Origin of the sequence: Microbispora sp. H10949 (genome assembly GCF_014161435.1) — a bacterium.
Classification (GTDB): Bacteria; Actinomycetota; Actinomycetes; order Streptosporangiales; family Streptosporangiaceae; genus Microbispora; species Microbispora triticiradicis.
Map to the genome: position 1 here is coordinate 367,923 of NZ_JABBWZ010000002.1, position 24,743 is coordinate 392,665.

General features: G+C 73.2%; 23 protein-coding genes. 13 read left to right on the forward strand and 10 right to left on the reverse strand.

Features of this window, described 5'->3' with window-relative positions:
• Positions 1 to 43: 43 nt before the first annotated feature.
• Genes HHX40_RS05930 through HHX40_RS05940 form a run of 3 tightly spaced genes read left to right on the forward strand, consistent with a single transcriptional unit; the run spans position 44 to position 2,998 of the window.
• Complete coding sequence (locus HHX40_RS05930) at positions 44 to 1,315, forward strand: ABC transporter permease (RefSeq protein WP_182879706.1); 1,272 nt, start codon at positions 44 to 46, stop codon at positions 1,313 to 1,315.
• Entirely contained in the window at positions 1,312 to 1,701 is a 390-nt protein-coding gene (locus tag HHX40_RS05935) for a cytidine deaminase (RefSeq protein ID WP_111698348.1), read from the forward strand. Before HHX40_RS05930 ends, HHX40_RS05935 begins: the two co-directional genes overlap by 4 nt.
• Before the next feature lie 10 nt (positions 1,702 to 1,711).
• Positions 1,712 to 2,998 (forward strand): thymidine phosphorylase, encoded by a 1,287-nt coding sequence (locus tag HHX40_RS05940; protein ID WP_182879707.1) that lies wholly within the window; start codon positions 1,712 to 1,714, stop codon positions 2,996 to 2,998.
• 23 nt (positions 2,999 to 3,021) lie between these two features.
• Here the strand turns inward: HHX40_RS05940 and HHX40_RS05945 are convergent, their stop codons facing one another.
• From HHX40_RS05945 to HHX40_RS36300, 3 genes are read right to left on the reverse strand one after another with little or no spacing between them, the layout of a single operon-like run.
• The gene (locus HHX40_RS05945; RefSeq protein ID WP_182879708.1) at positions 3,022 to 3,651 is read right to left on the reverse strand and encodes a LysE family translocator; all 630 of its coding nucleotides are present in this window, start codon (positions 3,649 to 3,651) and stop codon (positions 3,022 to 3,024) included.
• Positions 3,652 to 3,702: 51 nt separating this feature from the next.
• Positions 3,703 to 4,248: a helix-turn-helix domain-containing protein gene (locus tag HHX40_RS05950; protein WP_220498737.1), complete on the reverse strand. Its 546-nt coding sequence runs from the start codon at positions 4,246 to 4,248 to the stop codon at positions 3,703 to 3,705.
• A 30-nt stretch (positions 4,249 to 4,278) separates the two neighbouring features.
• Complete coding sequence (locus tag HHX40_RS36300) at positions 4,279 to 4,875, reverse strand: ArsR/SmtB family transcription factor (protein ID WP_259403296.1); 597 nt, start codon at positions 4,873 to 4,875, stop codon at positions 4,279 to 4,281.
• Positions 4,876 to 4,925: 50 nt separating this feature from the next.
• Between HHX40_RS36300 and HHX40_RS05960 the strand changes: the two genes are divergently transcribed.
• Together HHX40_RS05960 and HHX40_RS05965 are read left to right on the forward strand one after the other, a co-directional pair.
• Positions 4,926 to 5,630, forward strand: a complete 705-nt coding sequence (locus tag HHX40_RS05960; RefSeq protein ID WP_220498738.1) for a hypothetical protein — start codon at positions 4,926 to 4,928, stop codon at positions 5,628 to 5,630.
• Between the two features lie 55 nt (positions 5,631 to 5,685).
• Positions 5,686 to 6,507 (forward strand): VOC family protein, encoded by an 822-nt coding sequence (locus HHX40_RS05965; protein WP_182879709.1) that lies wholly within the window; start codon positions 5,686 to 5,688, stop codon positions 6,505 to 6,507.
• 18 nt (positions 6,508 to 6,525) lie between these two features.
• On the opposite strand, the gene HHX40_RS05970 is transcribed toward HHX40_RS05965, so the two are convergent.
• The gene (locus HHX40_RS05970) at positions 6,526 to 6,999 is read right to left on the reverse strand and encodes a MarR family winged helix-turn-helix transcriptional regulator (RefSeq protein WP_182879710.1); all 474 of its coding nucleotides are present in this window, start codon (positions 6,997 to 6,999) and stop codon (positions 6,526 to 6,528) included.
• Between the two features lie 102 nt (positions 7,000 to 7,101).
• Between HHX40_RS05970 and HHX40_RS05975 the strand changes: the two genes are divergently transcribed.
• The 5 genes from HHX40_RS05975 (at position 7,102) to HHX40_RS05995 (ending at position 12,988) form a co-directional block, all read left to right on the forward strand.
• Positions 7,102 to 8,517, forward strand: a complete 1,416-nt coding sequence (locus HHX40_RS05975; RefSeq protein ID WP_182879711.1) for an MFS transporter — start codon at positions 7,102 to 7,104, stop codon at positions 8,515 to 8,517.
• Positions 8,518 to 8,596: 79 nt separating this feature from the next.
• Positions 8,597 to 8,950: a cupin domain-containing protein gene (locus HHX40_RS05980; protein WP_111698332.1), complete on the forward strand. Its 354-nt coding sequence runs from the start codon at positions 8,597 to 8,599 to the stop codon at positions 8,948 to 8,950.
• An 81-nt stretch (positions 8,951 to 9,031) separates the two neighbouring features.
• Positions 9,032 to 10,120 carry an adenosine deaminase gene (locus HHX40_RS05985; protein WP_182879712.1) on the forward strand — a complete coding sequence of 363 codons (1,089 nt, stop codon included), beginning with the start codon at positions 9,032 to 9,034 and terminating at the stop codon, positions 10,118 to 10,120.
• Complete coding sequence (locus HHX40_RS05990; protein WP_182879713.1) at positions 10,117 to 10,695, forward strand: PH domain-containing protein; 579 nt, start codon at positions 10,117 to 10,119, stop codon at positions 10,693 to 10,695. The genes HHX40_RS05985 and HHX40_RS05990 overlap by 4 nt, the downstream gene beginning before the upstream one ends.
• Before the next feature lie 118 nt (positions 10,696 to 10,813).
• The gene (locus tag HHX40_RS05995; protein WP_220498739.1) at positions 10,814 to 12,988 is read left to right on the forward strand and encodes a sensor histidine kinase; all 2,175 of its coding nucleotides are present in this window, start codon (positions 10,814 to 10,816) and stop codon (positions 12,986 to 12,988) included.
• A gap of 31 nt (positions 12,989 to 13,019) precedes the next feature.
• Here HHX40_RS05995 and HHX40_RS06000 read toward each other — a convergent pair whose 3' ends face one another.
• The gene (locus HHX40_RS06000; RefSeq protein ID WP_182879714.1) at positions 13,020 to 13,628 is read right to left on the reverse strand and encodes a response regulator transcription factor; all 609 of its coding nucleotides are present in this window, start codon (positions 13,626 to 13,628) and stop codon (positions 13,020 to 13,022) included.
• 98 nt (positions 13,629 to 13,726) lie between these two features.
• Between HHX40_RS06000 and HHX40_RS06005 the strand changes: the two genes are divergently transcribed.
• Both HHX40_RS06005 and HHX40_RS06010 read left to right on the forward strand, forming a co-directional pair.
• Positions 13,727 to 14,461, forward strand: a complete 735-nt coding sequence (locus HHX40_RS06005; protein WP_182879715.1) for an ABC transporter ATP-binding protein — start codon at positions 13,727 to 13,729, stop codon at positions 14,459 to 14,461.
• Positions 14,458 to 16,848: an ABC transporter permease gene (locus HHX40_RS06010; protein ID WP_182879716.1), complete on the forward strand. Its 2,391-nt coding sequence runs from the start codon at positions 14,458 to 14,460 to the stop codon at positions 16,846 to 16,848. Before HHX40_RS06005 ends, HHX40_RS06010 begins: the two co-directional genes overlap by 4 nt.
• A gap of 164 nt (positions 16,849 to 17,012) precedes the next feature.
• On the opposite strand, the gene HHX40_RS06015 is transcribed toward HHX40_RS06010, so the two are convergent.
• From HHX40_RS06015 to HHX40_RS06025, 3 genes are all read right to left on the reverse strand, one after another.
• Entirely contained in the window at positions 17,013 to 18,647 is a 1,635-nt protein-coding gene (locus HHX40_RS06015) for a phospho-sugar mutase (protein WP_138460434.1), read from the reverse strand.
• 9 nt (positions 18,648 to 18,656) lie between these two features.
• A complete protein-coding gene (locus HHX40_RS06020; RefSeq protein WP_396775474.1) occupies positions 18,657 to 19,454 on the reverse strand; it encodes a purine-nucleoside phosphorylase in 798 nt (265 codons plus the stop codon).
• 83 nt (positions 19,455 to 19,537) lie between these two features.
• On the reverse strand, positions 19,538 to 19,990 hold the full coding sequence (locus HHX40_RS06025; protein ID WP_138460432.1) for a gamma-glutamylcyclotransferase: 453 nt from the start codon (positions 19,988 to 19,990) through the stop codon (positions 19,538 to 19,540).
• 139 nt (positions 19,991 to 20,129) lie between these two features.
• On the opposite strand from HHX40_RS06025, the gene HHX40_RS06030 reads away from it, so the two are divergent.
• Positions 20,130 to 21,521, forward strand: a complete 1,392-nt coding sequence (locus tag HHX40_RS06030) for an NAD(P)H-quinone dehydrogenase (RefSeq protein ID WP_182879717.1) — start codon at positions 20,130 to 20,132, stop codon at positions 21,519 to 21,521.
• Between the two features lie 60 nt (positions 21,522 to 21,581).
• Here HHX40_RS06030 and HHX40_RS06035 read toward each other — a convergent pair whose 3' ends face one another.
• Both HHX40_RS06035 and HHX40_RS06040 read right to left on the reverse strand, forming a co-directional pair.
• On the reverse strand, positions 21,582 to 22,868 hold the full coding sequence (locus HHX40_RS06035; protein ID WP_182879718.1) for a pentapeptide repeat-containing protein: 1,287 nt from the start codon (positions 22,866 to 22,868) through the stop codon (positions 21,582 to 21,584).
• A gap of 403 nt (positions 22,869 to 23,271) precedes the next feature.
• Positions 23,272 to 24,675: a hypothetical protein gene (locus HHX40_RS06040; RefSeq protein WP_182879952.1), complete on the reverse strand. Its 1,404-nt coding sequence runs from the start codon at positions 24,673 to 24,675 to the stop codon at positions 23,272 to 23,274.
• Between the last annotated feature and the right edge of the window lie 68 nt (positions 24,676 to 24,743).

The following is a 24,743-nucleotide window of genomic DNA, read 5'->3' on the forward strand; positions in this document are numbered from 1 at the left end:
GAATCGGTCAACGCGGCGCGGCGGACGGAACTGAGGAGACGGCATGACGGCGACGGACCTTCCGGTCGAGCGCCCGGTCGAGACGCCTCCGGCGCGGCGGTTCCGGCTGTCGGCGCCGGTGCTCCTGCTCGGGCTGGCCGGGCTGGTGGTGCTGCTGTCGGTCGCGCGCCTGGTGACCGGGGCGAACGACATCACGTCGGCGGGCACGGTCAGCGCCGCGCTCGGCCTCGCCGTGCCGATCGGCCTCGCGGGGCTCGGCGGCCTGTGGTCGGAGCGGGCCGGCGTGGTCAACATCGGCCTCGAAGGCATGATGGTGCTCGGCACGTGGTTCGGCGCCTGGGGCGCGCTCCAGTTCCACAGCCCGTGGGCGGGCGTGCTCGCCGGCGCGATCGGCGGGGCGCTGGGCGCGGCGATCCACGCGGTCGCGACGGTGACCTTCGGCGTCGACCACATCATCTCCGGCGTCGCGATCAACATCGTCGGCGTCGGCGTCACACAGTACCTGTCCCAGCTCGTCTTCAACGGCATGCCGGGCGGCGGCACCAAGAACTCCCCGCCGCTGCCGAAGATGGGCACGGTGAGCCTGGGCTTCCTCGACGACCCGCTGCGTACCGTCGAGGCGAACCACTGGTTCGTGCTGTCCGACTTCGCGGGCGTGCTGCGGGGCATCACCCAGGGCGTGTCCTGGTTCACGATCCTGGCGATCCTGCTGGTCCCGCTGTCGCTCTACATCCTGTGGCGCACGCCCTTCGGGCTGCGCCTGCGGGCGTGCGGCGAGCGGCCGGTCGCGGCCGAGTCGCTTGGTGTGAACGTCTACCTCTACAAGTGGGCCGCGGTGCTCGTCTCCGGCCTGCTCGCCGGGCTCGGCGGCGCGTTCCTGTCGCTGGTGGCCGCCGGCATCTACCGGGACGGCCAGACGGGCGGGCGCGGCTACATCGGCCTCGCCGCCATGATCTTCGGCAACTGGCGGCCGGGCGGGCTCGCCGGGGGCGCCGCGCTGTTCGGCTACACCGACGCGCTCCAGCTCCGCCAGGGCGGCATCTCGGTGCACGCGCTGCTGCTGGTCGTCGCGCTCCTGCTCGCCGCCGTGGCGGTCTACCAGCTCGTACGGCAGCGGCGGGCAGTCGCGGCGCTCGTCACCGGCGTCGTGGCGATCGCGGTGTTCGCGGTCTTCGCCCTGACGGACACCGTTCCGGAGCAGTTCACCTCGTTCACCCCCCACCTGACCACGCTGCTGGTGTTGTCGCTGGCATCGCAGCGGCTGCGGATGCCGGCGGCCGACGGCGTCCCGTACCGAAGGGGGCAGGCGAAATGACCATCGACTGGGAGGCGCTGCGCGAGGCGGCCCGCGAGGCCATGACCCACGCGTACGCGCCGTACTCGAAGTTCCCGGTGGGCGCGGCGGCGCTGGCCGACGACGGCCGCACCGTCACCGGCTGCAACGTGGAGAACGCGTCGTACGGCATCGGGCTGTGCGCCGAGTGCGGGCTCGTCTCGGCGCTGCACGCGAGCGGCGGCGGCCGGCTGGTGGCCTTCACCTGCGTGGACGGCCACGGCGAGCTGCTGATGCCGTGCGGGCGCTGCCGCCAGCTGCTGTTCGAGCACGGCGGCGCCGATCTGCTGGTGGAGACGCCCGACGGGCCGATGCGGATGGCGGACTTCCTGCCGTTCGCCTTCGGGCCAGACGACCTTTCGCGATAAAGGGGGAAACGTGGGGTTCGACGCGATCGAGGTCATCGTCGCCAAGCGGGACCGCGGCGAGCTGTCGGCCGCCCAGATCGACTGGGTGATCGACGCGTACACGCGCGGCGAGGTGGCCGACGAGCAGATGTCGGCGCTGCTGATGGCGATCCTGCTGAACGGCATGAACCGCAGGGAGATCGCGGACTGGACCCAGGCCATGATCAGGTCGGGGGAGCGGATGGACTGGTCCGCCCTCGACCGGCCCACCGCCGACAAGCACTCCACCGGCGGGGTCGGGGACAAGATCACTCTCCCGCTGGCCCCGCTGGTCGCCGCGTGCGGCGCGTACGTGCCGCAGCTGTCCGGGCGTGGCCTCGGGCACAGCGGCGGCACGCTGGACAAGCTGGAGTCGATCCCCGGCTGGCGGGCGTCCCTGTCCAACGAGGAGATGCTCGGCGTGATCCACTCGGCCGGCGCGGTCGTGTGCGCGGCGGGCGCGGGCCTCGCGCCCGCCGACCGCAAGCTCTACGCGCTGCGCGACGTCACCGGCACGGTCGAGTCGATCCCGCTGATCGCCTCCTCGATCATGTCGAAGAAGATCGCCGAGGGCACGGGCTCGCTGGTGCTCGACGTGAAGGCCGGCTCGGGCGCGTTCATGAAGACCGTGGACGACGCCCGGGAGCTCGCCCGGACGATGGTCGAGCTCGGCACCGACGCCGGGGTGCGCACGGTCGCCCTGCTTACCGCGATGGACCGGCCGCTCGGCCTGAAGGTCGGCAACGCGCTGGAGGTGGAGGAGGCCGTCGAGGTGCTCGCCGGCGGCGGCCCGGCCGACGTGGTCGAGCTCACCGTGCGGCTGGCCGAGGAGATGCTGGAGGCGGCCGCCGTGCCGGGCGCCCGGGATCCCGAGCAGGCGCTCAAGGACGGTTCGGCGATGGACGCCTGGCGGCGCATGATCGGCGCCCAGGGCGGCGACCCGGACGCGCCGCTGCCGAAGGCCGCCGAGTCGGCCGTGGTGACCGCTCCCGCCTCGGGCACGCTGGTCACGCTCGACGCGCTCAAGGTCGGCGTGGCGGCCTGGCGGCTCGGCGCCGGACGGGCCCGCAAGGAGGACCCGGTGTCGGCGGGCGCGGGCATCGTCCTGCACGCCAAGCCCGGCGACGAGGTCCGGGCCGGCGCCCCGCTGATGACCCTGTACGCCGACGAGGCCGGCCGGTTCGACCGGGCCCTCCAGGCGCTCGACGGCGCGTACGAGATCGGCGTGGACGGCGGCGCGGACCTGCTGCCCCTGGTCATCGACCGCGTCACCGCCTGACCTCCCGCGCGTTCCGGCCCGGCTCAGCGGGGGATGAGCAGCGCGCCCATGCCGACGAACAGGCCGCCGGTGAGCAGGTCGAGCCTCTTCCTCAGCCGCCCGTAGCCCCTGGTGATCCACGGGCTGCCGGCCAGGAAGGCCACAGCGGAGAACCAGGCGAACGCGACGGCCAGCATCGCGCCGAGCGTGACCGTTCGCATGACGAGGTTCGCGTGGTGCGGGAGCAGGCTGGCGAACAGGGCGCCGAAGAAGACCAGAGCCTTCGGGTTGGCGAGGTTGGTCAGCAGCCCGGCGCGCCACTCGCGCAGTCTGCCCGGACGGCGCGCGGCGATGGCCGGCGGCTCGTCGTCGGCCTGGGGCGACCGCTTGCGGGCGGCGCGGATGGTCGCGACGCCGAACGCGACGAGGAACAGCGCGCCGGCGACGCGGGCGGCGGTGTAGAGCCACTCGAACCGCTGGACGAGCATGGTGACGCCGAACAGACCGGCGACCGCCCACACCCCGATGCCGGTGACGACGCCCGCGGCCACGCGTACGCCGCTGCGCCGTGACCCGCCGGCCGAGTGTCTGAGCACGATGAGGAAGTCGGGGCCCGGGCTCATCACGACCAGGATCCAGACGCCGAGCAGGGGGAGTATCGGCAACCACGACATGGGCTGGTCCTTCCTGGCCGGTCTGGCCGGCCGTGGGGGGATTCGATCGGCTCAGCCGGTCACGGGCGAGGCGATGACGACCGTGACGTCCGCCGGGCCGTCGCCGGTGCTGTAACGGTGCGGGCGGTCGCCGGCGAAGGCCAGCAGGTCGCCCGGCGCGAGGAGGCGGGGGTCGTCGGCCGGCCCGGCCGTGACCTCGCCCGCGGCGACCAGCAGGTGTTCGACGGTGCCGGGGGCGTGCGGGATGCCGTCGAGGTCGGTGCGCGGGGGCATGCGCAGCCGCCACAGCTCCAGGCTGTGCCCGCTGCCGATGCGGCGCAGCAGTTCGCGTGTCGGACCGTCGGCGGCCGCGAGCGTCGAGGGCAGGTGGACGGGACCGGCGTCGGTGTCCCTGGTCAGCAGGTCGGTCAGGGGAATGTGCAGGGCCAGGGCGACGGCTTCCAGCGTCTCGATCGTCGGATTGCCGGTGCCCGCCTCCAGGCTGGACAGCGTCGCCTTGCCGAGACCGGCCCGGCGGGCGAGCTCGGCCGCGCTCATCCCGCGCTGCTGCCGGCGCAGCCGGATCTGCGCACCGATCGCCGCCGCCGCCCCGCTCACGATGTCATTCTGAAAAGAACCATACGTTCATTATAACGAACGATAATCCGTGTCGGTCTCGGCGAGCGCGTCGCCGAGGGGCGTGCGGTAGTACAGGACGGACCGCCCGGCGCGGCGGCGCCGTACGAGACCGGCGTCGAGCAGCACCCTGAGGTGGCGGCCGACGGACCCGAGCGGCCGGCCGGTGAGCGCCACGAGGTGGGTGGTGCTCTTCGGCGCGGCGAGCAGCACGAGCACCCGCGCCCTCGCCGGTCCGAGCAGCCTGCCCAGCGCCTCGGGCGCCGCCGGGCCGCCGGGCTCCGCCAGTGCGCCGGAGCAGGGGTAGACCAGGGCGTAGCTGTCGGCGCTGAGCATGTTCGGCGCGTCCTTCTCCCAGGTGCTCGGGGCGGTGGCGCTGATGTCGGCGGCCGACCGGCTGCCCCCGCGCGCCGCGATGACGGGCCTGGCGCTGGTGTTCTGCGGCGGCACGGTCGCGCTCGCCGTACCCGGCCTGCCGCTGTGGGCGCTGTTCGCCGTCGTCCTCGGCATGGGGCTCGCCGCGTCCCTCGGCAGCGGGGTCAGGTTCGGGCTGCTCAACGAGATCCTGCCGAGGGACGGATACCTGCTGGGCCGTTCGGTGCTCAACATGTCGGCCGGCGTCCAGCAGATCGCGGGTTTCGCCGCCGGGGGGCGTGCTCGTGACCGCCCTCTCCCCGCGCGGCACCCTGCTCGTGGGGGCGGGGCTGGACCTCGCCGCCGCCCTCGTCGCCCGATGGGGGCTCGCCGCCCGTCCGCCCCGGGCACAGGGACGGCCCTCGCCCGCCGAGACGTGGCGGACCAACCGTAGGCTGTGGTCGTCGCCGGCGCGCCGTCGTCTCTACCTGGCCCTGTGGGTGCCCAACGGACTGATCGTCGGCTGCGAGTCGCTGTACGTCGCCTATGATCCGCGGCACGCCGGGACGCTGTTCGCCTCCGCCGCCGCGGGGATGCTCGCGGGAGACACCCTGCTGGGGCGGTTCGTCCCGAAGCGGTGGCGCGAGCGGCTGAGCGCTCCGCTGCGGCTGCTGCTGGCCGTGCCGTACCTGGTCTTCCTCCTGCACCCCGCCCTGCCGCTCGCGGTCGCGGCCGTGGGGCTCGCCTCGGCCGGATACTCGGCCGGCCTGCTTCTCCAGGAACGCCTCATGGCCGTCACGCCCGAGGAGATGAGCGGGCAGGCGCTGGGGCTGCAGTCGTCCGGCACGATGACCATGCAGGGGGTTGGCGCCGCGATCGCCGGTTCCGTCGCCCAGCTCACCTCGGCCTCGGCCGCCATGGCCGCCATGGCCGCGGTCTCCGTCGCGGTCACGCTGACCCTGGCGCCCGGCCTGCGTCCGGAGAGATATGGGAAAGTCTCATGTGCGTAGAGATCAGGGCTTCGTGACCGGCGGTGCCGGGGCAGGCCGTGACGGAGGGAGGCACGTGTCCAGGGACATCCGGCATGTCGAGATCGGCGTCGCCGATCTGGCCCGTTCGCTCGACTTCTACCGGAGCCTGCTGGACCTCGCCGAGGTGGAGGGCCCCGCGGGAGAGGCGGGGGTGGCCTGGCTGACGGCGGGTCCCGTGCTGCTCAAGCTCGTCGAGACGGGCGACGGCGACCTCGGCGGCTGGGTGAACGACGACCTCCAGCGCGGCATCCGGCACATCGGCTTCAAGGTCGGGGACGTCGACCTGCGGGCCGAGCGCGTACGCGACGCCGGGGTGCCCTTCACGCTCCCGCCGCTCGACGCGGTCGGCGGCGTGCGCATCGCGTTCTTCCAGGACCCGGACGGCACGCACCTGGAGATCACCGACAACTACCTGCGGTATCACCGCGTCGCCTCGCCCGAACTCGCCGAACGCGAACGGCTGGCCACCCTGAGCAGGCCGCGTACGGCGCCGCCGGTTTTCGACCATGTGGCGGTCACGTCGGGAGGGCTCGACGCCGCGCTGGCCTTCTACCGCGACACCCTCGGGTACGAGGTGATCGGCCAGATCACCCAGGACCAGGATCCCCGGGGCTTCCTGATCACCTACCTGCTGGCGGGGCCTGCCGTACTGGAGGTGTTCACGTTCACCGCGGCGACGACGCCGAGTCCCTGGACGGCCGACCCCGGCCGGCGCGGCTTCCGGCACGTCGCCCTCGCCGTGGACGACCCCGGGAGGGAGGCCGGGAGGCTGGTCGCGTCCGGCGCCCGGGTCGCGGGGGACGGACTGCTCGTCGACCCGGACGGCGTCCCGTTGGCCCTCGCGGGCACCGCCTGACCGACCCGCCCGTGACGGTCAGGCCTGGCGGGAGGTCGCGTCCTCCGGAGCGGCGTCCTCGGCCAATTTCGCGCAGCCGGCGTCGACGAGGTGCGGGAACAGGTGCGCGGACAGAACCGCTCTGTGGGTGGGGGTCGCCTCGGCGTGCCGGCGGCGGCCCTCCTCGGTGATATGCACGAACACTCCGCGCCGGTCCGCCTCGCACAGGGCGCGGGCGACCAGTCCTTCGCGTTCCAGCCGTGCGATGAGGCGGGAGAGCGCGCTCTGGCTCAGGTGGACCTGGTCGGCGAGCCCCTGCACGCGGAACTTGACCTCGCCCGGCTCCTGGCAGGACGACCGGCCCTCCGCGAGGCGCTCCAGCACCTCGAACTCGCTCACTCCGAGCCCGTGCTTGTCGCTGAGCTCGCGCTCCAGGACGCATGACACCTCGGCGTGACGGGCGAGCAGCGCGCGCCAGGCCATGACCACGAAATCGGTGTCGGTGTCGTTCATGCGAGACCGCCTTTCTGCGCGCGACCATACCACCCACGCAAACTACATGCAACAACATTAAATGCTTGTGCATTGAATGCGCGTGCATGTAAGTTCTGGCCCATGATTTCCTCCACCAAGGACGAGCGCTGGGGGGCCCGCCTGTGGGGTGCCCTCACGGTGCTCTGCGCCGTCGTGTTCCTCGACGCCCTCGACGTGTCGATGGTCGGGGTGGCGCTTCCGTCCATCCAGGCCGATCTCGGGATGACCACCACCTCGCTGCAGTGGGTGGTGAGCGGTTACGTGCTGGGGTACGGCGGTCTGCTGCTGCTCGGGGGCCGGACCGCCGACCTGCTCGGCCGTCGCCGGGTGTTCCTGTCGGCCCTGGTCCTCTTCGCCGTCGCCTCGCTGCTCGGCGGGCTGATGAGCGACGGGACGCTGTTGATCGCGGCCCGTTTCGCGAAGGGCGTCAGCGCCGCGTTCACCGCGCCGGCCGCGTTGTCCATCATCACCACGACCTTCGCCGAAGGACCCGCCCGCAACCGGGCGCTGAGCATCTTCACCGCCTCCGGCGCCAGCGGCTTCTCACTCGGGCTGGTGCTGTCCGGCGTGCTCACCGAGATCGGATGGCGCTGGACGTTCCTCATGCCCGTACCGGTGGCCATCATCGCGCTGGTGGCCGGGGCGCGCCTGCTGGAGCGGAGCGATGAGCGCGGGGAGGGCGGCCACGACCTCCTCGGCGCCGTGACCATCACGGCCGCGATGCTGCTCATGGTCTTCGCCGTGGTCGAGGCGCCCAAGGTGAGCGTGGCGCGCACCGTGGTGTCGCTGGCGGCGTCCGCCGCCCTGGTCGGCCTGTTCGTCCGGCTGGAGTGGAGGGTGCGGCACCCGCTGGTCCGGCTCGGCATCCTGCGCTCCGCACCGCTCGTCCGGGCCAACGTCGGGCTGGTCATCCTGTTCGGCTCGTACGTCGGCTTCCAGTTCGTGGCGATGCAGTACTTCCAGAACCTGCTGGGCTGGAGCGCCCTGACGACCGCGCTGGCGTTCCTTCCGGCCGGACTGCTGGTCGCGGTCGGCTCGACCACGATGGGCAGGCTCGCCGACCGCTTCGGCACCGCGCGCCTCATCGTGGTGGGGTCGGTCGCGCTGCTCGCGGGCTACGCGGTGTTCCTGCGGGTGGACCTGCACCCCGGCCTGTTCACGATGGTGCTGCCCGGCATGCTCCTGCTGGGCGTCGCGTTCGCGCTGTCCTTCCCCTCGCTCAACATCCAGGCGACCGCCGGGGTCGACGACGAGGAGCAGGGGCTCGCCTCCGGGCTGCTGAACACCTCCGGGCAGGTCGGCGGCGCGGTGGTGCTGGCGATCGTCACGGCCGTCCTCACCGCGGGGGCGGACGGCGGTGACCCGATCACCCGGTTCCGCGCCGCGATCCTGGTCTCGGCCGGGTTCGCCCTCGCCGGCCTGGCGGTCGCCGTCTCGGGGCTCCGGTTCCGGCGGCCGGTCGAGGCCAGGGAGGAACCGGTGCCGGAACTCGTCTGACCACCTCGCCGCTGCGAGCCCGGGGGAGCGTGGGCCCCCGGGCTCGTGGCGGGCGCCGCCCACTGCGACACTGGTCGGCATGGTCAGGAAGATCGAGGGACCCACCCGGGTGCCGGTGCCGGGCGGGAAGGTCATCGACGAGTACGTCGGCCGCGTCAACAGCGGCGACGAACAGGTCTCCATCGCCCACATGGTGGCGCCCGCGGGCTGGAGCGAGCCCGCGCAGGCCCCCGCGTTCGCCGAGTACACGCTCGTCCTCAAGGGGTCGGTCGTCGTGGAGCACGAGGGCGGGACGACCGTCGTGGAGGCGGGCCAGGCGTTCGCCAGCGAGCCGGGAGAGAAGATCCGCTACAGCGCCGGGCCGTCCGGCGCCGAGTACGTGGCGGTCTGCCTGCCCGCGTTCTCCCCGGACACCGCCAACCGCGAGGACTGAGCGTCGGCGGATCTCGCCAGGCCGCCCGATCCGGGTCCGTGGATAGGATTGCCGGATGTACGACCGCGGTGAGGAGGGCGAATGAACGAGTTGCCCACTCTGGAGGAGATCCGCAGGGTGCCCAAGGTGCTCCTGCACGACCATCTCGACGGCGGGCTGCGGGCCGGGACGATCGTGGAGCTCGCCCGGGAGTGCGGACACGAACTGCCCACGTACGACCCGGACAAGCTGGGGGCCTGGTTCAGGGAGGCGGCGGACTCGGGGTCGCTGGAGCGTTACCTGGAGACGTTCGCCCACACGGTCGGGGTCATGCAGACCCGTGCCGGGCTGGTCAGGGTGGCCGCCGAGTGCGCCGAGGACCTGGCGGACGACGGCGTGATCTACGCCGAGGTCCGTTTCGCGCCGGAACAGCACACCTCACAGGGCCTGTCGCTGGACGAGGTCGTGGAGGCCGTGCTGGAGGGGTTCCGGCTCGGCTCGGCCGCACCGGACGGCGGCACGCGCATCAGGGTCGGCACGCTGCTCACCGCGATGCGCCACCAGGCGCGCTCGATGGAGATCGCCGAGCTCGCCGTACGCTACCGGGACCTCGGCGTGGTCGGGTTCGACATCGCGGGCGCGGAGGCCGGATATCCGCCCACACGGCACCTGGACGCCTTCGAGTACCTCCAGCGGGAGAACGCCCACTTCACGATCCACGCGGGGGAGGCCTTCGGACTGCCGTCGATCTGGCAGGCCATCCAGTGGTGCGGCGCCGACCGGCTGGGCCACGGGGTGCGGATCATCGACGACATCACGGTGCCGGCGGACGGCGAGGCCAAGCTCGGCAGGCTCGCGGCCTACGTCCGCGACAAGCGCATCCCGCTGGAGATGTGCCCGACCTCCAACCTGCAGACCGGGGCCGCCCCGTCGATCGCCGAACACCCGATCGGCCTGCTGCGCCGCCTGTACTTCCGCGTGACGGTCAACACCGACAACCGGCTGATGAGCGGCACCAGCGTGTCGCGGGAGTTCGCGGAGCTGGTGGACGCCTTCGGCTACGGCTGGGACGACCTGCAGTGGTTCACCGTCAACGCGATGAAGTCGGCGTTCATCCCGTTCGACGAGCGGCTCGCGCTGATCAACGACGTGATCAAGCCCGCCTTCGCACGGATGCGGCAGGGCGCGTGAAGCCGCAGGTCTACCGGTCCAAGCTGGCCTGGATCTTCGGGTGGGCCTGGCTGGTGTTCGCCGCCTGGAACACCTGGGACCTGATCGCCCACGGCCGGATGCCCAGCGCGCTGATCGCGGGGGCGGTGCTCGGCGTCATCACGGCGCTGGTCTTCGTCATGGCGCTGCGGCCCGCCATCCTCGCCGAGGAGGGCGGGGTCCGCGTCCGCAACGTGCTCAGGAACGCCTACATCCCCTGGAACGCCGTCGACGACCTCTCGGTCACCAGCGCCATCGTGATCGAGTCGGGCGGGACGGCCGTACGCTGCTGGACACCGCAGGCCACGGCGCGGGAGCGGGCCAGGGCCGCCGGGCAGGCCGTCAAGGCGGCCTCGTCGAAGGACCGCGTCGAGCGGGCCACGGCGGCCGTGGGCGGGCGCACCCACGCCGACTGGGTGGCCCAGCAGCTTGAGGAGATGAGCAGGTCGCGCCGGCAGACGTCCACCGGCGAGACCCGGGTCACCTGGTCGCCCTCCGCCCTGGCCGTCCTGGCAGCCGCGCTCGCGCTGGTCGTGGCCGCCGTCGTCCTCTCCTGATCAGGAGGCGGGGAGCGGGGGCGGAGCACGCACCGCGGCCTGGCGCGCGCCGCGTCATGCCCGTGCGACGCCGGGGTGGTCGTCGTTTGCCGAAGGGGTCCGAGTGCGTCTGGCGCGGATGATCGTCGTCGTTGTGCTGGCCGCGCTCGCGAGCGTCTACGTGGTCGCGGGCGCGCCGATCGCGCTGGCGGTGTTCGGCGTGCAGGTCCTCTACCTGCTGAAGTTCAGGAAGTGGTGGCTGCTCGCCGCGCAGGCCGCCCTCGTCTACACGGCGAGCGTCGCCGGCGGCGTCTCCACCGGGATCCTGGGCTTCCTGGCCGGTGCGCTGCTGCTGACCAGTGCCCATCGTGATACCGCACGCGTGCTCGCGCCGCTGGTGGTGGCGAGCGCGGCGCTGATCGACGCCGCCCGCGGCGGGGCGACGGCCGACGCGACGATCACCGTGGTGCTGGTCGCGCTGGTCGTCTTCGGTCTCACCCGGCTCGTGGAGCGCGCGGGCGAGATGCACGCCGCCCGGCTCTCGCTGGCCGCCGCGGCCGTGGGCGCCGAGCGGCTGCGCCTGGCGGCCGAGCTCAACGACGGCCTCGGGCGGAGCCTGGAGGTGATCGTCGACGGCGGCCGCCGCGCGCTGGCGGAACCCGACGGCGCGGCCGAGGTGCTGGCTTCGGTGACCGCCACCGCGCGTGCGGCACTGGCCGACGCCCGCGCCGCCTCCGCGAACTACCGCGCCACGTCCCTCGCTCCCGAGCTGGTCACGGCGAGGGCGATGCTCGACGCCGCGGGAGTCGCCGTCGAGGTGCGCGGCGGCCACACCGAGCCTCTCGGCCCCGGTGGGGCGCTGTTGGCGAGTGTGCTGCGCGAGGCCGTCACCGACGTGCTGAGGCGGGGCACCGCCCGGCTGTGCGTCATCGAGACGAGCGAGCAGGGAGACAAGGTGCGGCTGCGTGTCGTCGACGACGGCCACCGCACCGCCGAGGGCCCCGACTTCGACGGGCTCCGGCTGGAGGAGGCGGGCGGCACCCTCGCCACCGGTCTGTCCCCCACGGGACGATTCGTGGTGGAGGCGACGCTTCCCCGCAGTCCTTCCATCGAGGCGCCGCCGGGCGAGACGGGCGCCGGCGACGCCCGTGCTCCGGAATCGTCGGCGGAGGGAGAGCGGCGCCGGTTCCTGCCGAGGTTCGCCGGCGACGCGTCGTACGCAGTGTCGGTCACGGTGCTCGCGGCCGTCCTGGTGGGCTTCAGCGTCAAGGCGCTGCTCCAGCTCTCCGGCGCCCTCGTGGTCCCGGCCGCGGCGTGCCTCGCCGTGATCGTCGTCATGCAGCTCCGTTCCGTGAACGGGCGTCACATGGTGGCGCTCGGGGTGATGGCGGTCCTCACGTACGCGCCTGTTCCGGTCTTCGGGCCCGTCTGGCTCGGAGCGGCGGGCTTCCTCGCCGGGCCGGTCCTGCTCGCGTTCCCCCGGCGGGCCGCGTGGCCGGCGGCGGCGGCGATCGTGGCGAGCGTCGCCGGGGCCGGGATGCTGTTCGGCCTGCCCGCCCCCGTCCTCGCCAACAGCACGATCAGCGCGCTCGTCACCGGGCTGGTGGTCTACGCCCTGCTCCGCCTGGCCCAGATCGTGAAGGAGCTCCAAGCCGCGAGGGAGAGCCTGGCCCGCTCCGCGATCGTCGAGGAGCGTCTGCGCGCCGCCCGCGACCTGCACGACCTGCTCGGGCACTCCCTGGCCGCGATCCTGCTGACCTGTGAGCTGGCCCGCCGCCTGGAGAGCCCGCGGGAGCGGATCGAGGAGATCGTCGCCATGGCGGAGGGCGCGCGGGCGGACCTGCGTTCGGTGTCGGGCGAGCAGCGGGAGCTGTCCCTGGCCGCCGAGGTGGAGTCGGCGCGCACGGTGCTGTCGGCCGCCGGGATCCGGGTGACCGTGGAGCCGGTCGAGCCGGACCTGCCCGCCGAGGTCGAGACCGTGCTGGGCACCGTGCTCAGGGAGGCCGTGACGAACGTGCTCAGGCACAGCGAGGCCCGCCACTGCGCGATCACGATGCGCGCCGACGAGAGCGGGCTGCGGCTGCGGGTGCGCAACGACGGCGCGCGGCCGGGGGAGACACGGCGGGGGTCGTCGGGCATCGGCAACCTGACCACCCGCCTCGCGGCCCTGGACGGCCGGCTGACCTCGCACGCCGACGGCGACCGGTTCACGCTGGACGCCTGCGTGCCCCACCGGGCGCCGCTGCCCGCGCGAATCCGGATCGAGCCGCGCCCCTGGATCGAGCCGCGCCCCTGGATCGAGCCGCGCCCTTAGATCGAGCCGCGCCCCTGGATCGAGCCGGCCGCTAGATCCAGCCGGCTTCGGTGGCGATGCGCACGGCGTCGGTCCGGTTGCGGGCGTTGAGCTTGGTCACGATCACGGTGAGGTAGTTGCGCACCGTGCCCGCGGCCAGGTGGAGCCGCGCGGCGATGTCCGTGGCGTCCGCGCCGGCGGCGGCCAGGCGCAGCACGTCGGCCTCGCGTGGGGTGAGCGGGTTGTCCGCCAGGTCCCAGGCGGTGACCGCGAGCGAGGGGTCGAGCACCCGTTCCCCGGCCGCGACCTTGCGGATGGCGGTCACCAGTTCGTCCGGCGGCGCCGTCTTCAGCACGAATCCGGCGACACCCGAGCCGAGGGCGCGGCGCAGGTGTCCCGGCTTGCCGTACGCCGTCAGCATCAGAGCGCGGCAGGCGGGCAGGCGCGTGCGGAGCTCGGCCGCGGCCGCCAGGCCGTCGAGCCTGCCGGGCATGTCGATGTCGAGGACGGCGACGTCGGGTCGGTGGACCAGCGCGGCGGCCAGGGCGGCCTCTCCGGACTCCACGGTCGCGACGATCTCCAGGTCCTCCTCCAGCCCGAGCAGGGCGGCGAGGGCGCTCCTGATGACGTGCTGGTCCTCGGCAAGGAGTACGCGAATCACGCGGATATGTCTACCAGTGTCCGGATCATGATGAGGTCATGGGCAGGAGGTGAGGCCGTCTCTGGGACGCGTGACCGCTGATCAGCAGGCTTGAGCACATGACAGAGGTGCTCCGCCTTGACGCGGTCAGCAAGGTGTACGGGAAGGGACAGGGCGCGGTCGCGGCCCTGCGTGAGGTCTCGGTGAACATCCCCGGCGGGAGCTTCACCGCCGTGATGGGGCCGTCGGGTTCGGGCAAGAGCACGTTCCTGCACTGCGCGGCGGGGCTGGACACGCCCTCCTCCGGCTCCGTGCGGCTGGGCGGCACGGAGCTGTCCGGCATGGACGAGACCCGGTTGACGGAGCTGCGCAGGCAGCGGATCGGCTTCGTGTTCCAGGCGTTCAACCTGGTCTCGTCCCTGACCGTGCTGGAGAACATCACGCTCCCGATGCGGCTGGCCGGGGTGCGGGCCGACCGGGCCTGGCTTGAGGAGATCGTCGGGCGGGTGGGGCTGGCGGGCCGGACCGGGCACCGCCCCGCCCAGCTGTCCGGCGGGCAGCAGCAGCGGGTGGCCATCGCCAGGGCGCTGGTGACCCGGCCGCAGGTGGTCTTCGGCGACGAGCCGACGGGCGCGCTCGACACGATGACGGCCCGTGACGTGCTCCGGCTGCTGCGGGAGGTGGTGGACGGCCTCGGCCAGACCGTGGTGATGGTCACCCACGACCCGGTGGCGGCCTCCTACGCCGACACCGTCCTGTTCCTCGCCGACGGCCGGATCGTGGACGCGATGACCGGGCCGAGCTCCGAGAGGGTCGCCGAGCGCATGACGAGGCTGGGGGCGTACGCGGCATGATCACCGGACTCGCACTGAAGACCCTGCGGCACCGCGGGGCGGCGTTCGCGGGGGCGTTCGTGGCGCTGGTGTGCGCCGCCGCGCTGGTCTGCGCGTGCCTGATGCTGCTGGAGACCGGCCTGCGGGGCGGAGTAGCGCCGGAGCGCTACGCGGGCGCGCCGCTGATCGTCGCGGGCGACCAGAACGTCCACGAGACCGTGGCCGCGTCCTCCGGGAAGGTCAAGACGAAGGCCAAGCCGCTGTCGGAGCGGGTCTGGATCCCCGAGGCGACGGCCGCGCGGCTGCGCGGCCTGCCGGGCGTCTCCGAGGTGCTGACCGAGGTGACGTTTCCCGTGAACGGGCACGCTCTCGGGCACGGGTGGGAGTCTGCGGGGCTCACGCCGTTCACCGTCGCGCGGGGACGCCCGCCGCGTGAGAACCGCGAGGTGGTCGTGGACGCCCGCTCCGGCCTGTCCGTCGGCGCTGCTCTCGATGTCCGAGGCGAGGCGTACCGGGTCGTGGGGGTCACGGCGCAGGCCCTGCCGAGCCAGGACACGGTGTTCTTCTCGACGGCCGAGGCACGCCGGCTGGCCGGGCGCCCGGGGCGGGTGACCGCGATCGGCGTGTTCCCCCGCGTGGATGTCTCGCCGGTGCTGACCGACCGTCTCGTGGCCTACACCGGGGACGGGCGCGGCACCGTGGAGTTCCTCGACGCGGAGCAGGCGCGGGTGCGGCTGATCAGCCTGGGCGGCGCCCTCGGCGGCACGTCCCTGCTGGTGGCGATCCTCGTCGTGACCGGCACCTCCGCCCTCGCGGTCCAGCAGCGACGGCGCGAGATCGCCCTCCTCCGCGCGGTCGCCGCCACGCCCGGGCAGGTACGCAGGCTGCTGGGCGGCGAGGCGCTGCTGGTCGGCCTGGTCGCCGGCGTCGTCGGATCGGCGGCCGGTGCCGGTCTCGGGTTCTGGCTGCGCGGCCGGTTCGTCGAGCTGGGCGCCATGCCGGAGAACCTGCGTCTGGTCATCAGCCCGTTCCCGGCGGCGGCCGCCCTGCTCGCCGCCGTGGTGGCGGCCTGGGCCGCGACCCGCCTGTCGGTCCGCCGGATCGCGCGGATCCGTCCCGTCGAGGCGCTCGGCGAGGCCGCCATGGGCGGGGGCGGCCTGCCCCTCGGCCGGTCGGTCGCGGGCGTCCTGTGCGTCGCCGGCGGGATCGCGCTGACGCTGGTGCTGTCGGGACTGGAGACCGAGGCGGCGTCGAGCCCCGTGACGATGCTGACCGCGCTCGTCTGGACGACGGCCGTCACCCTGCTCGGGCCGGTGCTCGCCCGCGTCGCGACCACCCTGCTCGGCGTCGCGCTGCGCGCCTCCCGCGCCGGGCACCTGGCCGCGCGCAACCTGCGGACGGACCCGGGACGGATGGCCTCCGTGATGGCGCCGCTCACCCTTCTGGTGGCCTTGACCTGCACCATCCTGTTCACCCAGACCACGATGGGACACGCGCCGGCCGCGCAGGCCGCCGCCGGTTCCCACGCCGACTACACGGTGAGCGGCGCGACGGCGGACGCGGTGCGCCGCGTGCCGGGCGTGACCGCTGTCACTTCGGTGGTGCGCACCTCCGTGCGCGTCGGGCTGGACAAGTACGGCGCGCAGGGCGTCGACGGCGGCGAGCGGCCGATCGGTCAGGCCGTGGACCTGGGAGTCGTGTCCGGCTCGCTCGACGGATTCGGCGCCCGGTCGGCAGCGCTGAGCGAGTCGGCGGCGTCCAGGCTCGGGCTGTCGACCGGCGAGACGGTCAGGCTCACCCTGGGCGACGGCACCCCGGCGGAGCTGAAGGTCGTGGCGATCTACTCGCGCGGCCTCGGGTTCGGCGACCTGACCCTCCCGTACGCGCTGGTGGCCGGCCATGTCGACGATTCCTCGGGCACCCTGCTCGTCGAGGCGCCCTCGGTCCGGCGTGAGGCCCTGGCGGCTGTGGCGCCGGTGGTGTCGCCGACGGAGGGGACCGGGACGCGGGCGCCGAACGCCGAGGTCGACTACGTGGCCATGGGCCTGATCATCGCGTTCGGCGCGATCGCCGTGGTCAACACGCTGGCCATGTCCACCATGGACCGGTCGCGGGAGCTGGCCCTGCTCCGCCTGGTCGGCGCGACGCGGCGGCAGGTGCTGCGCATGCTCCGCCTGGAGACCCTGACCGCGCTGGTCGTCTCGGTGCTCGCCGGTACCGGCATCGCGCTGGTCACGCTGTCGGCCTTCGGCAGGGGGATGACCGGGTCGGCCGTGCCGTACGTCCCCCTGGCCGGCTACGCGCTGGTGATCGCCGCCGTGGCCGCGCTCGCCCTGGTCGCGACGAGCCTCCCCGCGCGTCTCGCCCTGCGCGCCCGCCCGGCCGAGACCATCGGCGCCCGCCAGTAGCCGGGCCGCCGACAACCCCCGGCCCCTGCGCCCACCGGCCCCACCGGCGGAGGCGCCGGTGGGGGTCACGTCGCAGGGGCCGTCCGACGTGCTGCTCGTGCGGAACCCGCGCGGCCCGGTCACCGGTGCGCGGCCGGCCCGGGACACGAGTGGCGCGGAGCCTTTCAGAGGGCCAGGGCGGTGGCGAGGTCCTGTTTCAGGGCCTCCAGGTCCGCGGCGGCCCGTGCCCTCGCCTCCGCGACGTCCTCGTCCCCGACCGGCACGACGACCTCCAGGTAGCACTTGAGCTTGGGCTCGGTGCCGCTGGGCCGGACGATGACCCGGGCGTCGCCGGAGAGGCGGTAGCGCAGGCCGTCGGTCGGCGGCAGCCCGGCCACCCCTCGCGACAGGTCCTCGGCCGACTCCACCGCCCGGCCCGCCAGCCGCGCCGGAGGATTGGCCCGCAGGCGCTCCATCGCCTTCGCGATCAGCGACAGGTCCTCGACCCGGACCGACAGCTGGGTGGTCGCGTGCAGGCCGTACCGGCGGGCCTGGTCGTCCAGCAGGTCGAGCAGCGAGCGGCCCTCCCGCCTGGCCGCGGCGGCCATCCCGGCGACGGCGAGCGCGGCCCCGACGCCGTCCTTGTCGTGGACCGGCAGGCCCGCATCCGACCCGACGCTGTAGCCCAGCGCCTCCTCGTACCCGAAGACGAGCCCCGGCCCAGTCTTCATGATCCACTTGAAGCCCGTCAGCGTCTCGGCGTGCCGCACGCCGTGATCGGCGGCGATCTTCGCGAGCAGCGAGGACGACACGATCGACGTGGCGACCAGCCGGTCGCCGCCCGAGGTGTGCCGCAGCACGTGCTCGGCGAGCAGCCCGCCCACCTCGTCGCCGGTCAGCATCCGGTAGCCGCCGCCGGGCAGCGGCGTGCCGACCGCGCACCGGTCGGCGTCCGGGTCGTTCGCCAGGACGAGGTCGGCGCGGGTGGCGGCGGCGAGTTCGAGCGCGAGGTCCATCGCGCCCGGCTCCTCGGGGTTCGGGAACGCCACGGTGGGGAAGTTCGGGTCGGGCATGGCCTGCCGGCCGACCATGACCGGCACCTCGAAGCCCGCCGCGCGGAACGCCTCGGACACGGTCGCACCGCCGACGCCGTGCAGCGGGGTGTACGCGACCGAGATCGCGCGTGCGTCGCCCAGCGGCAGCGCCGTCAGCGCCCGCAGGTACGGCGTGACGATGTCGTCGTGGCCGAGGGTCGTCCAGGCGTCGCCCAGCGGGAGGGCGTCCACCGGGCCGGTCGCGTCGATGGCGGCCGAGATGTCCTGGTCGATCGGCGGGACGATCTGCGCGCCGTCGCCCCAGTAGACCTTGTAACCGTTGTCCTGGGGAGGGTTGTGCGAGGCGGTGACCATCACGCCCGCGTCCGCGCCGAGGTGGCGGACGGCGAACGCCAGCACCGGCGTCGGCCACCTCCCGGCCATGACCGACGCGCGCAGCCCGGCCCCCGTCAGCACGCGGGCCGTGTCGGCGGCGAACACGTCGGACTTGTGCCGCCCGTCGTAGCCGATCACGACGTGGCGTCCCGGTCCGAGCACGCGGGCCAGCCCGGCGGCGGCCCGCATCACGGTCACCCGGTTCATCCGGTTCGGTCCGGCTCCCAGCGCGCCGCGCAGGCCCGCCGTGCCGAACTCCAGCTTGGCGCCGAAGCGGTCCTCCAGTGCGTCGAGATCCTGCCGGTCCAGGATCGCGTCGAGTTCCGCCCGCGTGTCGGGGTCGGGGTCCTGGTCACGCCATTCGCGGGCGAGCCGTACGAGATCGGTCACGGGTGCTCCCTACAGCTTGTCGACGACCTGGGCGAGCAGGACGCCCATCCGGGCGGCGGTGGCGCGGCCGACCTCCAGGACCTCCTCGTGGTTGAGCGGCTCGTCCGCCAGGCCCGCGCCGGGGTTGGTGACCAGGGAGATCCCGAGCACCTCGGCCCCGGCCTCCCGGGCGGCGATCGCCTCCAGCACGGTCGACATGCCCACCAGGTCGCCGCCGAGCGTGCGCAGCATGCGGATCTCCGCGGGCGTCTCGTACGTCGGGCCGCGGAAGGCCACGTACACGCCCTCGGCCAGTGAGGGGTCCACCTCGCGGGCGAGGTCCCGCAGCCGCCTGGAGTACACCTCGGTCAGGTCCACGAACGTCGCGCCGACGAGCGGGTTGCTCCCGGTCAGGTTGATGTGGTCGGCGATGAGCACGGGGTCGCCGACCTTCTGGGTCTCCGGGCGCAGCCCGCCAGCCGCGTTGGTCAGCACGACCGTGCGCACCCCGGCCGCGACGGCCGTACGGACGCCGTGCACCACCGGGTCCACGCCGCGCCCCTCGTACAGGTGCGTGCGCCCCAGGAAGATCAGCCCGTTGAGCCCGGCCGCCGTCCGCACCGCGCGTACCGTGCCGGCGTGCCCGGCGACCGCGGGCGGGGTGAACCCGGGCAGCTTCGTCACCGGGAGTTCGGCGACCGTCTCGCCGATCGCGTCCGCGGCCGGCACCCATCCCGAGCCCATGACGAGGGCGGCGTCGAAGGAGGGGATGCCGGTGAGGTTCCTCAACGTGGTCGCGGCCTCGGCCGCCAGGTCATAAGGGGTCACTTTGCTGAGCGTACAGAAGGGCATGACTGAGTCCGGCGGCTCCACCTGCCGTTCTGTCGCTCGGGTCGCCGCCGCGGACGGAATCAGTCGCCGAGGGACTTGCAGGGGCGGTTGCGCAGCCCCGTGACGTAGTCGTCGGGAGCCCCCGCCTTCTCCGCGGCGTCGGCGAGGATGCCGATGTAGCGCGCCGAGGGCAGGCCGCCCTCGTAGGAGTCGAGCACGTGCGACCAGGCGAGCACGTCGCCCTCCAGGGTCGCGACGCGGAGCCGCACCTTGCGGTAGAGGCCGAGGTCGGTGCCCGTCCACCGGTCGAGGGACGGCTCGTCCCACTCCGGCACGTCGTACAGGACCACGAATACCTGCTCGTCGGCATCCTCGACTATCGTGGCGAGAGCGCCCTCCCAGCTGACGTCCTCGCCGCCGAAGGTGAGCCGCCAGCCCGGGAGCCACCCCGTTCCTCGCATGGGCGAGTGGGGCGCCCACTCCGCCATCTGCTTGGGGTCCATGTTGCTGCCGTAGGCCGCGTAAACAGGCACGGCACCCAAGCCTAATCCAAGATCGCCGAAGTTGGACGGGTAGCGCGCGCATGGGGTGTGGCGAGAGAAATACGAGTAGTTGACCCGTTACGCGGCCCTCGCCGGGAATACGTAGCCAGGATGCGGGACAATGGAGCATGTGACAAGGATCGTGATCATCGGTGGCGGCCCCGGCGGATACGAGGCGGCCCTGGTCGCCGCGCAACTGGGGGCGCGGGTCACCGTGGTGGAGGAGGAAGGGCCCGGCGGGGCGTGCGTTCTCACCGACTGCGTGCCGTCCAAGACCCTGATCGCCACCTCCGCCCGCAAGCAGGCGCTCCTCGACGCGGCCTCCGTGGGGGTCCGCTTCGACGGCGGCCTCGACGGTGACGCGGGCGGCGTCGCCGTGGACATGATCGACGTGAACAAGCGCGTCAAGGAACTGGCGCTGGCGCAGTCCGGCGACATCGCCGCCCGGCTGGCCGCCGAGGGCGTCGAGGTCATCCGCGCCCGCGGCCGGCTGGTCGATCCCCAGGTGGTCCGCGCGGGCGACCGTACGATCCGGGCCGACGTGGTCATCGTGGCCACCGGCGCCCACCCCCGGGTGCTGCCCGGGGCAGAGCCGGACGGCGAGCGCATCCTCAGCTGGCGGCAGCTCTACGACCTGGAGGAGCTGCCGGGGCACCTGATCGTGGTCGGCTCCGGCGTCACCGGCGCGGAGTTCGCCGGCGCCTACCAGTCGCTGGGGTCGGAGGTCACGCTGGTCTCCTCCCGCGACCGGATGATGCCCAACGAGGACGCCGACGCGGCCGAGGTGCTCGAAGAGGTCTACCGGCGGCGCGGCATGAACGTCATGGGCCGTTCGCGGGCCGCCTCAGTCAAGCGCACCGAGCACGGGGTCGTCGTCACGCTGGAGGACGGCCGCACGGCCGAGGGCACCCACTGTCTGATGACCGTCGGCATGGTGCCCAACACCTCCGGGCTCGGCCTGGAGGACAACGGCGTGCGGCTCGACCGGGGCGGCTTCATCGAGGTCGACAAGGTCTCCAGGACCTCCGCCCCGGGCGTGTACGCCGCGGGCGACTGCACGGGCGTCCTGATGCTCGCCTCGGTCGCCGCCATGCAGGGCAGGATCGCGGTCTGGCACGCGCTCGGCGAGGCCGTGCAGCCGATCCGGCTGGCCACGGTCGCCTCGAACATCTTCACCGACCCCGAGATCGCCGCGGTGGGTATCTCGCAGCGGCAGATCGAGTCAGGCGAGATCGAGGCGAACGTGGTCAAGCTGCCGCTAGCCACCAACGCCCGGGCCAAGATGCAGGGCTTCAACGACGGTTTCGTCAAGCTGTTCTGCCGGCCCAACACCGGCATCGTGCTCGGCGGCGTCGTGGTCGCCCCGCGCGCCTCGGAGCTGATCCTCGCGGTGTCGGTGGCCGTGCAGCACCGCCTGACCGTGGACCAGCTCGCCCACACGTTCGCCGTCTATCCGTCGCTGTCCGGCTCGATCACCGAGGCGGCCCGCCGCCTCATGTCGCCCCTGACCGCCGGCATCTGACCGGTCCGGCACCTGACCGGCCTGGGGTCTGAGCGGCCCGGCGTCTGAGCGCGTCGAGGCTCAGTGGCTTCCGCCCGTGTGGGGCAGCCGGGACCGCACCTGCCGCAGGGCCTCCCGTCCCCGCGCCACGGTCACGCCCGCCGCCCGCAGCTCGTACGGCGTGCGGGCGAGGCCGAGCGCCTGCTTGGCCGCCTCGTAGGCGTCGAGTGCCGCCCGCCACTCCTGCGACGGGCCGCTGATCTGGTTGATCTTCATCTCGAAGTCGAGGGCGTCGATCTCCTCGCCGAAGCGGGTCACGTCCTCCTCGGCCGCGTGCCTGACCACCGCCATCTCCGCCGCGAAGCGCTGCCTGCGCCGGTGCGCGACGCCCCACATGCCCAGCGTCAGGATCAGCCCGAGCCCGCTCACGACGACCAGGATCACCGCCGGTGACGGGCCCCGCGTGCCGCCCGGGCGCACGGTGGGATCGTCGCCGGTGTCGTCGCGTACGACGTCGTCCACGCCGACTTGGGCGTCCTCTTCCGCATCGCCGGTCCGGCCGGGCGCCACGGCGTCGTCCGGCAGGTTCACGGGCGTGCCGCGGGCGCCGGTGAGGTTCACGTCGCTCGCCTGGATGAAGGACGCCTTGCCGACGTCGGCTCCCCGGAAGTCGGCGCCGTCCAGCTCGGCCTGGGTGAACTCCGCCTCCGACAGGTCCGCGTTCCTGAGCACGGCGTGCTCCAGGTGGGCCTGGCCGAGCTTGGCCCCGCCGGCCTTGGCCCGGGTGAGGTCGGCCTTGCGGGCCTTGGCCTGGCCGAGCGTCACGTCTCTGAGGTCCGCGTCCACGAGCGTGGCGTCGGTGAGGTCGGCCTGCGTGAGCACGGCCCGGGTGAGGACGGCGCCCGTCAGGTCGGCGTGCGGGAACTCGGCCTGGACGGCGTCCGCGTCGGTGAGGATCGCTCCGCGCAGGTCCGCCTTCCTCGCCCGCAACTGACCGAGGTCCGCGTCGGACAGGTCGGCCCCGCGCAGGTCGGCGTAGTCGAGATGGACCTGGCCGAGGTCGGCCTCCTTCAGCGACGCCTTGCGGAGGACGGCTCCGGTCAGGTCCTTGGCGGTGAGATCCACCCCGTCGAGCTTGGCGCCGGTGAGGTCGGCGCACCGCAGGTTGGCGGGGAGGGTGCCGCCCTCGGTGAGGTCCCTGCCCCGGAGCTTGACGCCGCTGCCCGGCGTGCACGGCGCACCCGTCGCCGTCGCACCAGCCGCGTACGGAACGGGTGCGGCGTCCGCCGGGGACGGGAAGAGGGCCGCGAGCAGGAAGGCGAGCGACAGGACCTGGACGGCGACGAAGAGGGGGACGAAACGGCGCAAGGGGGGCCTCCTGGGGGAACGCCCCGAGTCTCCCACGCGCTCTTTACGTCCGCTTGCAAGTCGCTGACGGTGTCTCACGGGCGACGACGGCCGCTTCGACTCGGGCGGGACGCGGGTTCATGCCACGATAATCGCCGGGCGGGCGACGAGGCGAGCGAGCTGACTCGACGCCGGTTCATCCAGTTCTGCGCCGAACTATTGGAGCGCCGCCGACTACTACGCCACCCAGACTCCCACCGTGGTTCCCACCCCGGTGGGGCTGGGGATCAACTCGAAGGCGATCAGGAATTTCGACCGGTTGCACATCCATATGGCACGGCTTCCCGGACGTCTCCGACGACGAAGGGGGCGGACCGTCGTGGTCCGCCCCCTTCCGAGGTCGTGTCCGATGTCGCGTCAGGCGTTACCAGTCGCCGCCGCCGCCGAAGTCTCCTCCGCCGAAGTCGCTGCCGCCGCCCCAGTCGCCACCGCCACCGAAGTCGCCGCCACCGCCGCCGCCCCAGTCGCCGCCGCCCCAGTCGTTGCCGCCGCCGGACTCGACGCCCGCCGCGTATCCGGAGTCGTAGCCGGCGCCGTAGCCGCCGTAGCCCCAGCCGCCGAAGGCGTTGCCGAGCATGGTGCCGACGAGCATGCCGGTCAGCAGGTCGCCGCCGAAGCCGCCGTAGTAGCCGTACGCGTAGGGCTGGTAGGCGGGCCCGGCGTCCCAGTAGGGCCTGCGGTGGCCGTTCACCACGACCTCGCGCATCTGCGGGTCGAAGCCGCGCTCCACCGCCTCGGCGTCGGCCGCGCAGGCGGGGACGTCGCGCACCGCGCCGCCGGGGGGCGCCCAGCGGACGTTGCGCACCGACGGGCCGTGCTGGGGGTTGAAGAAGCACGGCGGGAGCCGCTCGGGCAGCGGCTGGTTGTTCACCCGCGCCTTGACGCACGCCAGCGCGTAGCGGCCGTCCTCCAGCGTCGAGGTCACCGTACGCAGGTCCTCGGGCCGCTTGATCCCGTCCAGCTCGGTCTTGGCCCGCTCGTAGGAGTCGAGCGCGCGCTGCCAGTCGCCCGTCGTCTCCGCCTGCGGGAGCATCTTGACGTCGACGTCGAGCGCGGTGATCTCCTCACCGAACTTGGTGACGTCCTCCTCGACCGTCTGCTTGACGGCGGCCAGCTCGGCGGCCTCGCGCTCCTCGCGCTTGCGCTTGTTGCGGCGTCCGATGATCCACAAACCGGCACCTCCCACTACGGCCACGCCCAGGATGCCGACGAGCACGCCCGAGCCGCCTCCACCACCGACGGTGGAACCAGTGCCCCGGGCGCCCTTCACATCACCCTCGTGCACCAGGTTCACCCGGTTGACGAAGTCCTGCATGCCGCTGACCACGTCGCTGTTGGCGTTGGTGGACAGCCGGGCCAGCGCTCCCGCGGCGTTCTTCGGCAGGTCGTTGGAGCCGGCGAACAGGCTCATGCCGTCCAGCAGGACCACGGTCGCCCGCGACCGCCCGGCCTTGTCGAGCTCGGTCATCAGCTGCGGGATGTACGTACTCACCTGGGCCGTGGTCACGGTGCCGTCCGGGAGCGCGACCATGTAGATCTTGGCCTTCGAGTCCTCCAGCTCCTTGCGGATCTTGCTCTGCTGGTCGGTCGAGAGCGGCGACCCGGGCTGGACGAAGAGCGGATTACTGCTGTTCTTCCATGACGCCACGACCGTGGCCGGGTCCGGCGGAGCCGCCGCGTTCGCGGCCGGAGCGAGCGCGAGCGAGATGAAGAGCCCGGCGAACAGAGCCGCCAGGGCGGCCCCTGCCCGTCCGAGCGGTGATTTCATGGTCACGGCTTATGCCTCCTTCGCCCTACTGGACGAACGGCAGGGCGCGATGGTTCCTCCACAGGAAA

What these genes read in the sequence shown, in the direction of transcription:
- HHX40_RS05945 (WP_182879708.1), bottom strand. Translation starts at nt 3,651, where the DNA reads ATGTCGTGGTTGCCGATACTCCCCCTGCTCGGCGTCTGGATCCTGGTC.
- HHX40_RS05935 (WP_111698348.1), top strand. Translation starts at nt 1,312, where the DNA reads ATGACCATCGACTGGGAGGCGCTGCGCGAGGCGGCCCGCGAGGCCATG.
- HHX40_RS05985 (WP_182879712.1), top strand. Translation starts at nt 9,032, where the DNA reads ATGAACGAGTTGCCCACTCTGGAGGAGATCCGCAGGGTGCCCAAGGTG.
- HHX40_RS36300 (WP_259403296.1), bottom strand. Translation starts at nt 4,875, where the DNA reads ATGTTGAGCACCGAACGGCCCAGCAGGTATCCGTCCCTCGGCAGGATC.
- HHX40_RS05975 (WP_182879711.1), top strand. Translation starts at nt 7,102, where the DNA reads ATGATTTCCTCCACCAAGGACGAGCGCTGGGGGGCCCGCCTGTGGGGT.
- HHX40_RS05970 (WP_182879710.1), bottom strand. Translation starts at nt 6,999, where the DNA reads ATGAACGACACCGACACCGATTTCGTGGTCATGGCCTGGCGCGCGCTG.
- HHX40_RS06040 (WP_182879952.1), bottom strand. Translation starts at nt 24,675, where the DNA reads ATGAAATCACCGCTCGGACGGGCAGGGGCCGCCCTGGCGGCTCTGTTC.
- HHX40_RS05930 (WP_182879706.1), top strand. Translation starts at nt 44, where the DNA reads ATGACGGCGACGGACCTTCCGGTCGAGCGCCCGGTCGAGACGCCTCCG.
- HHX40_RS05980 (WP_111698332.1), top strand. Translation starts at nt 8,597, where the DNA reads ATGGTCAGGAAGATCGAGGGACCCACCCGGGTGCCGGTGCCGGGCGGG.
- HHX40_RS06010 (WP_182879716.1), top strand. Translation starts at nt 14,458, where the DNA reads ATGATCACCGGACTCGCACTGAAGACCCTGCGGCACCGCGGGGCGGCG.
- HHX40_RS06005 (WP_182879715.1), top strand. Translation starts at nt 13,727, where the DNA reads ATGACAGAGGTGCTCCGCCTTGACGCGGTCAGCAAGGTGTACGGGAAG.
- HHX40_RS05995 (WP_220498739.1), top strand. Translation starts at nt 10,814, where the DNA reads ATGATCGTCGTCGTTGTGCTGGCCGCGCTCGCGAGCGTCTACGTGGTC.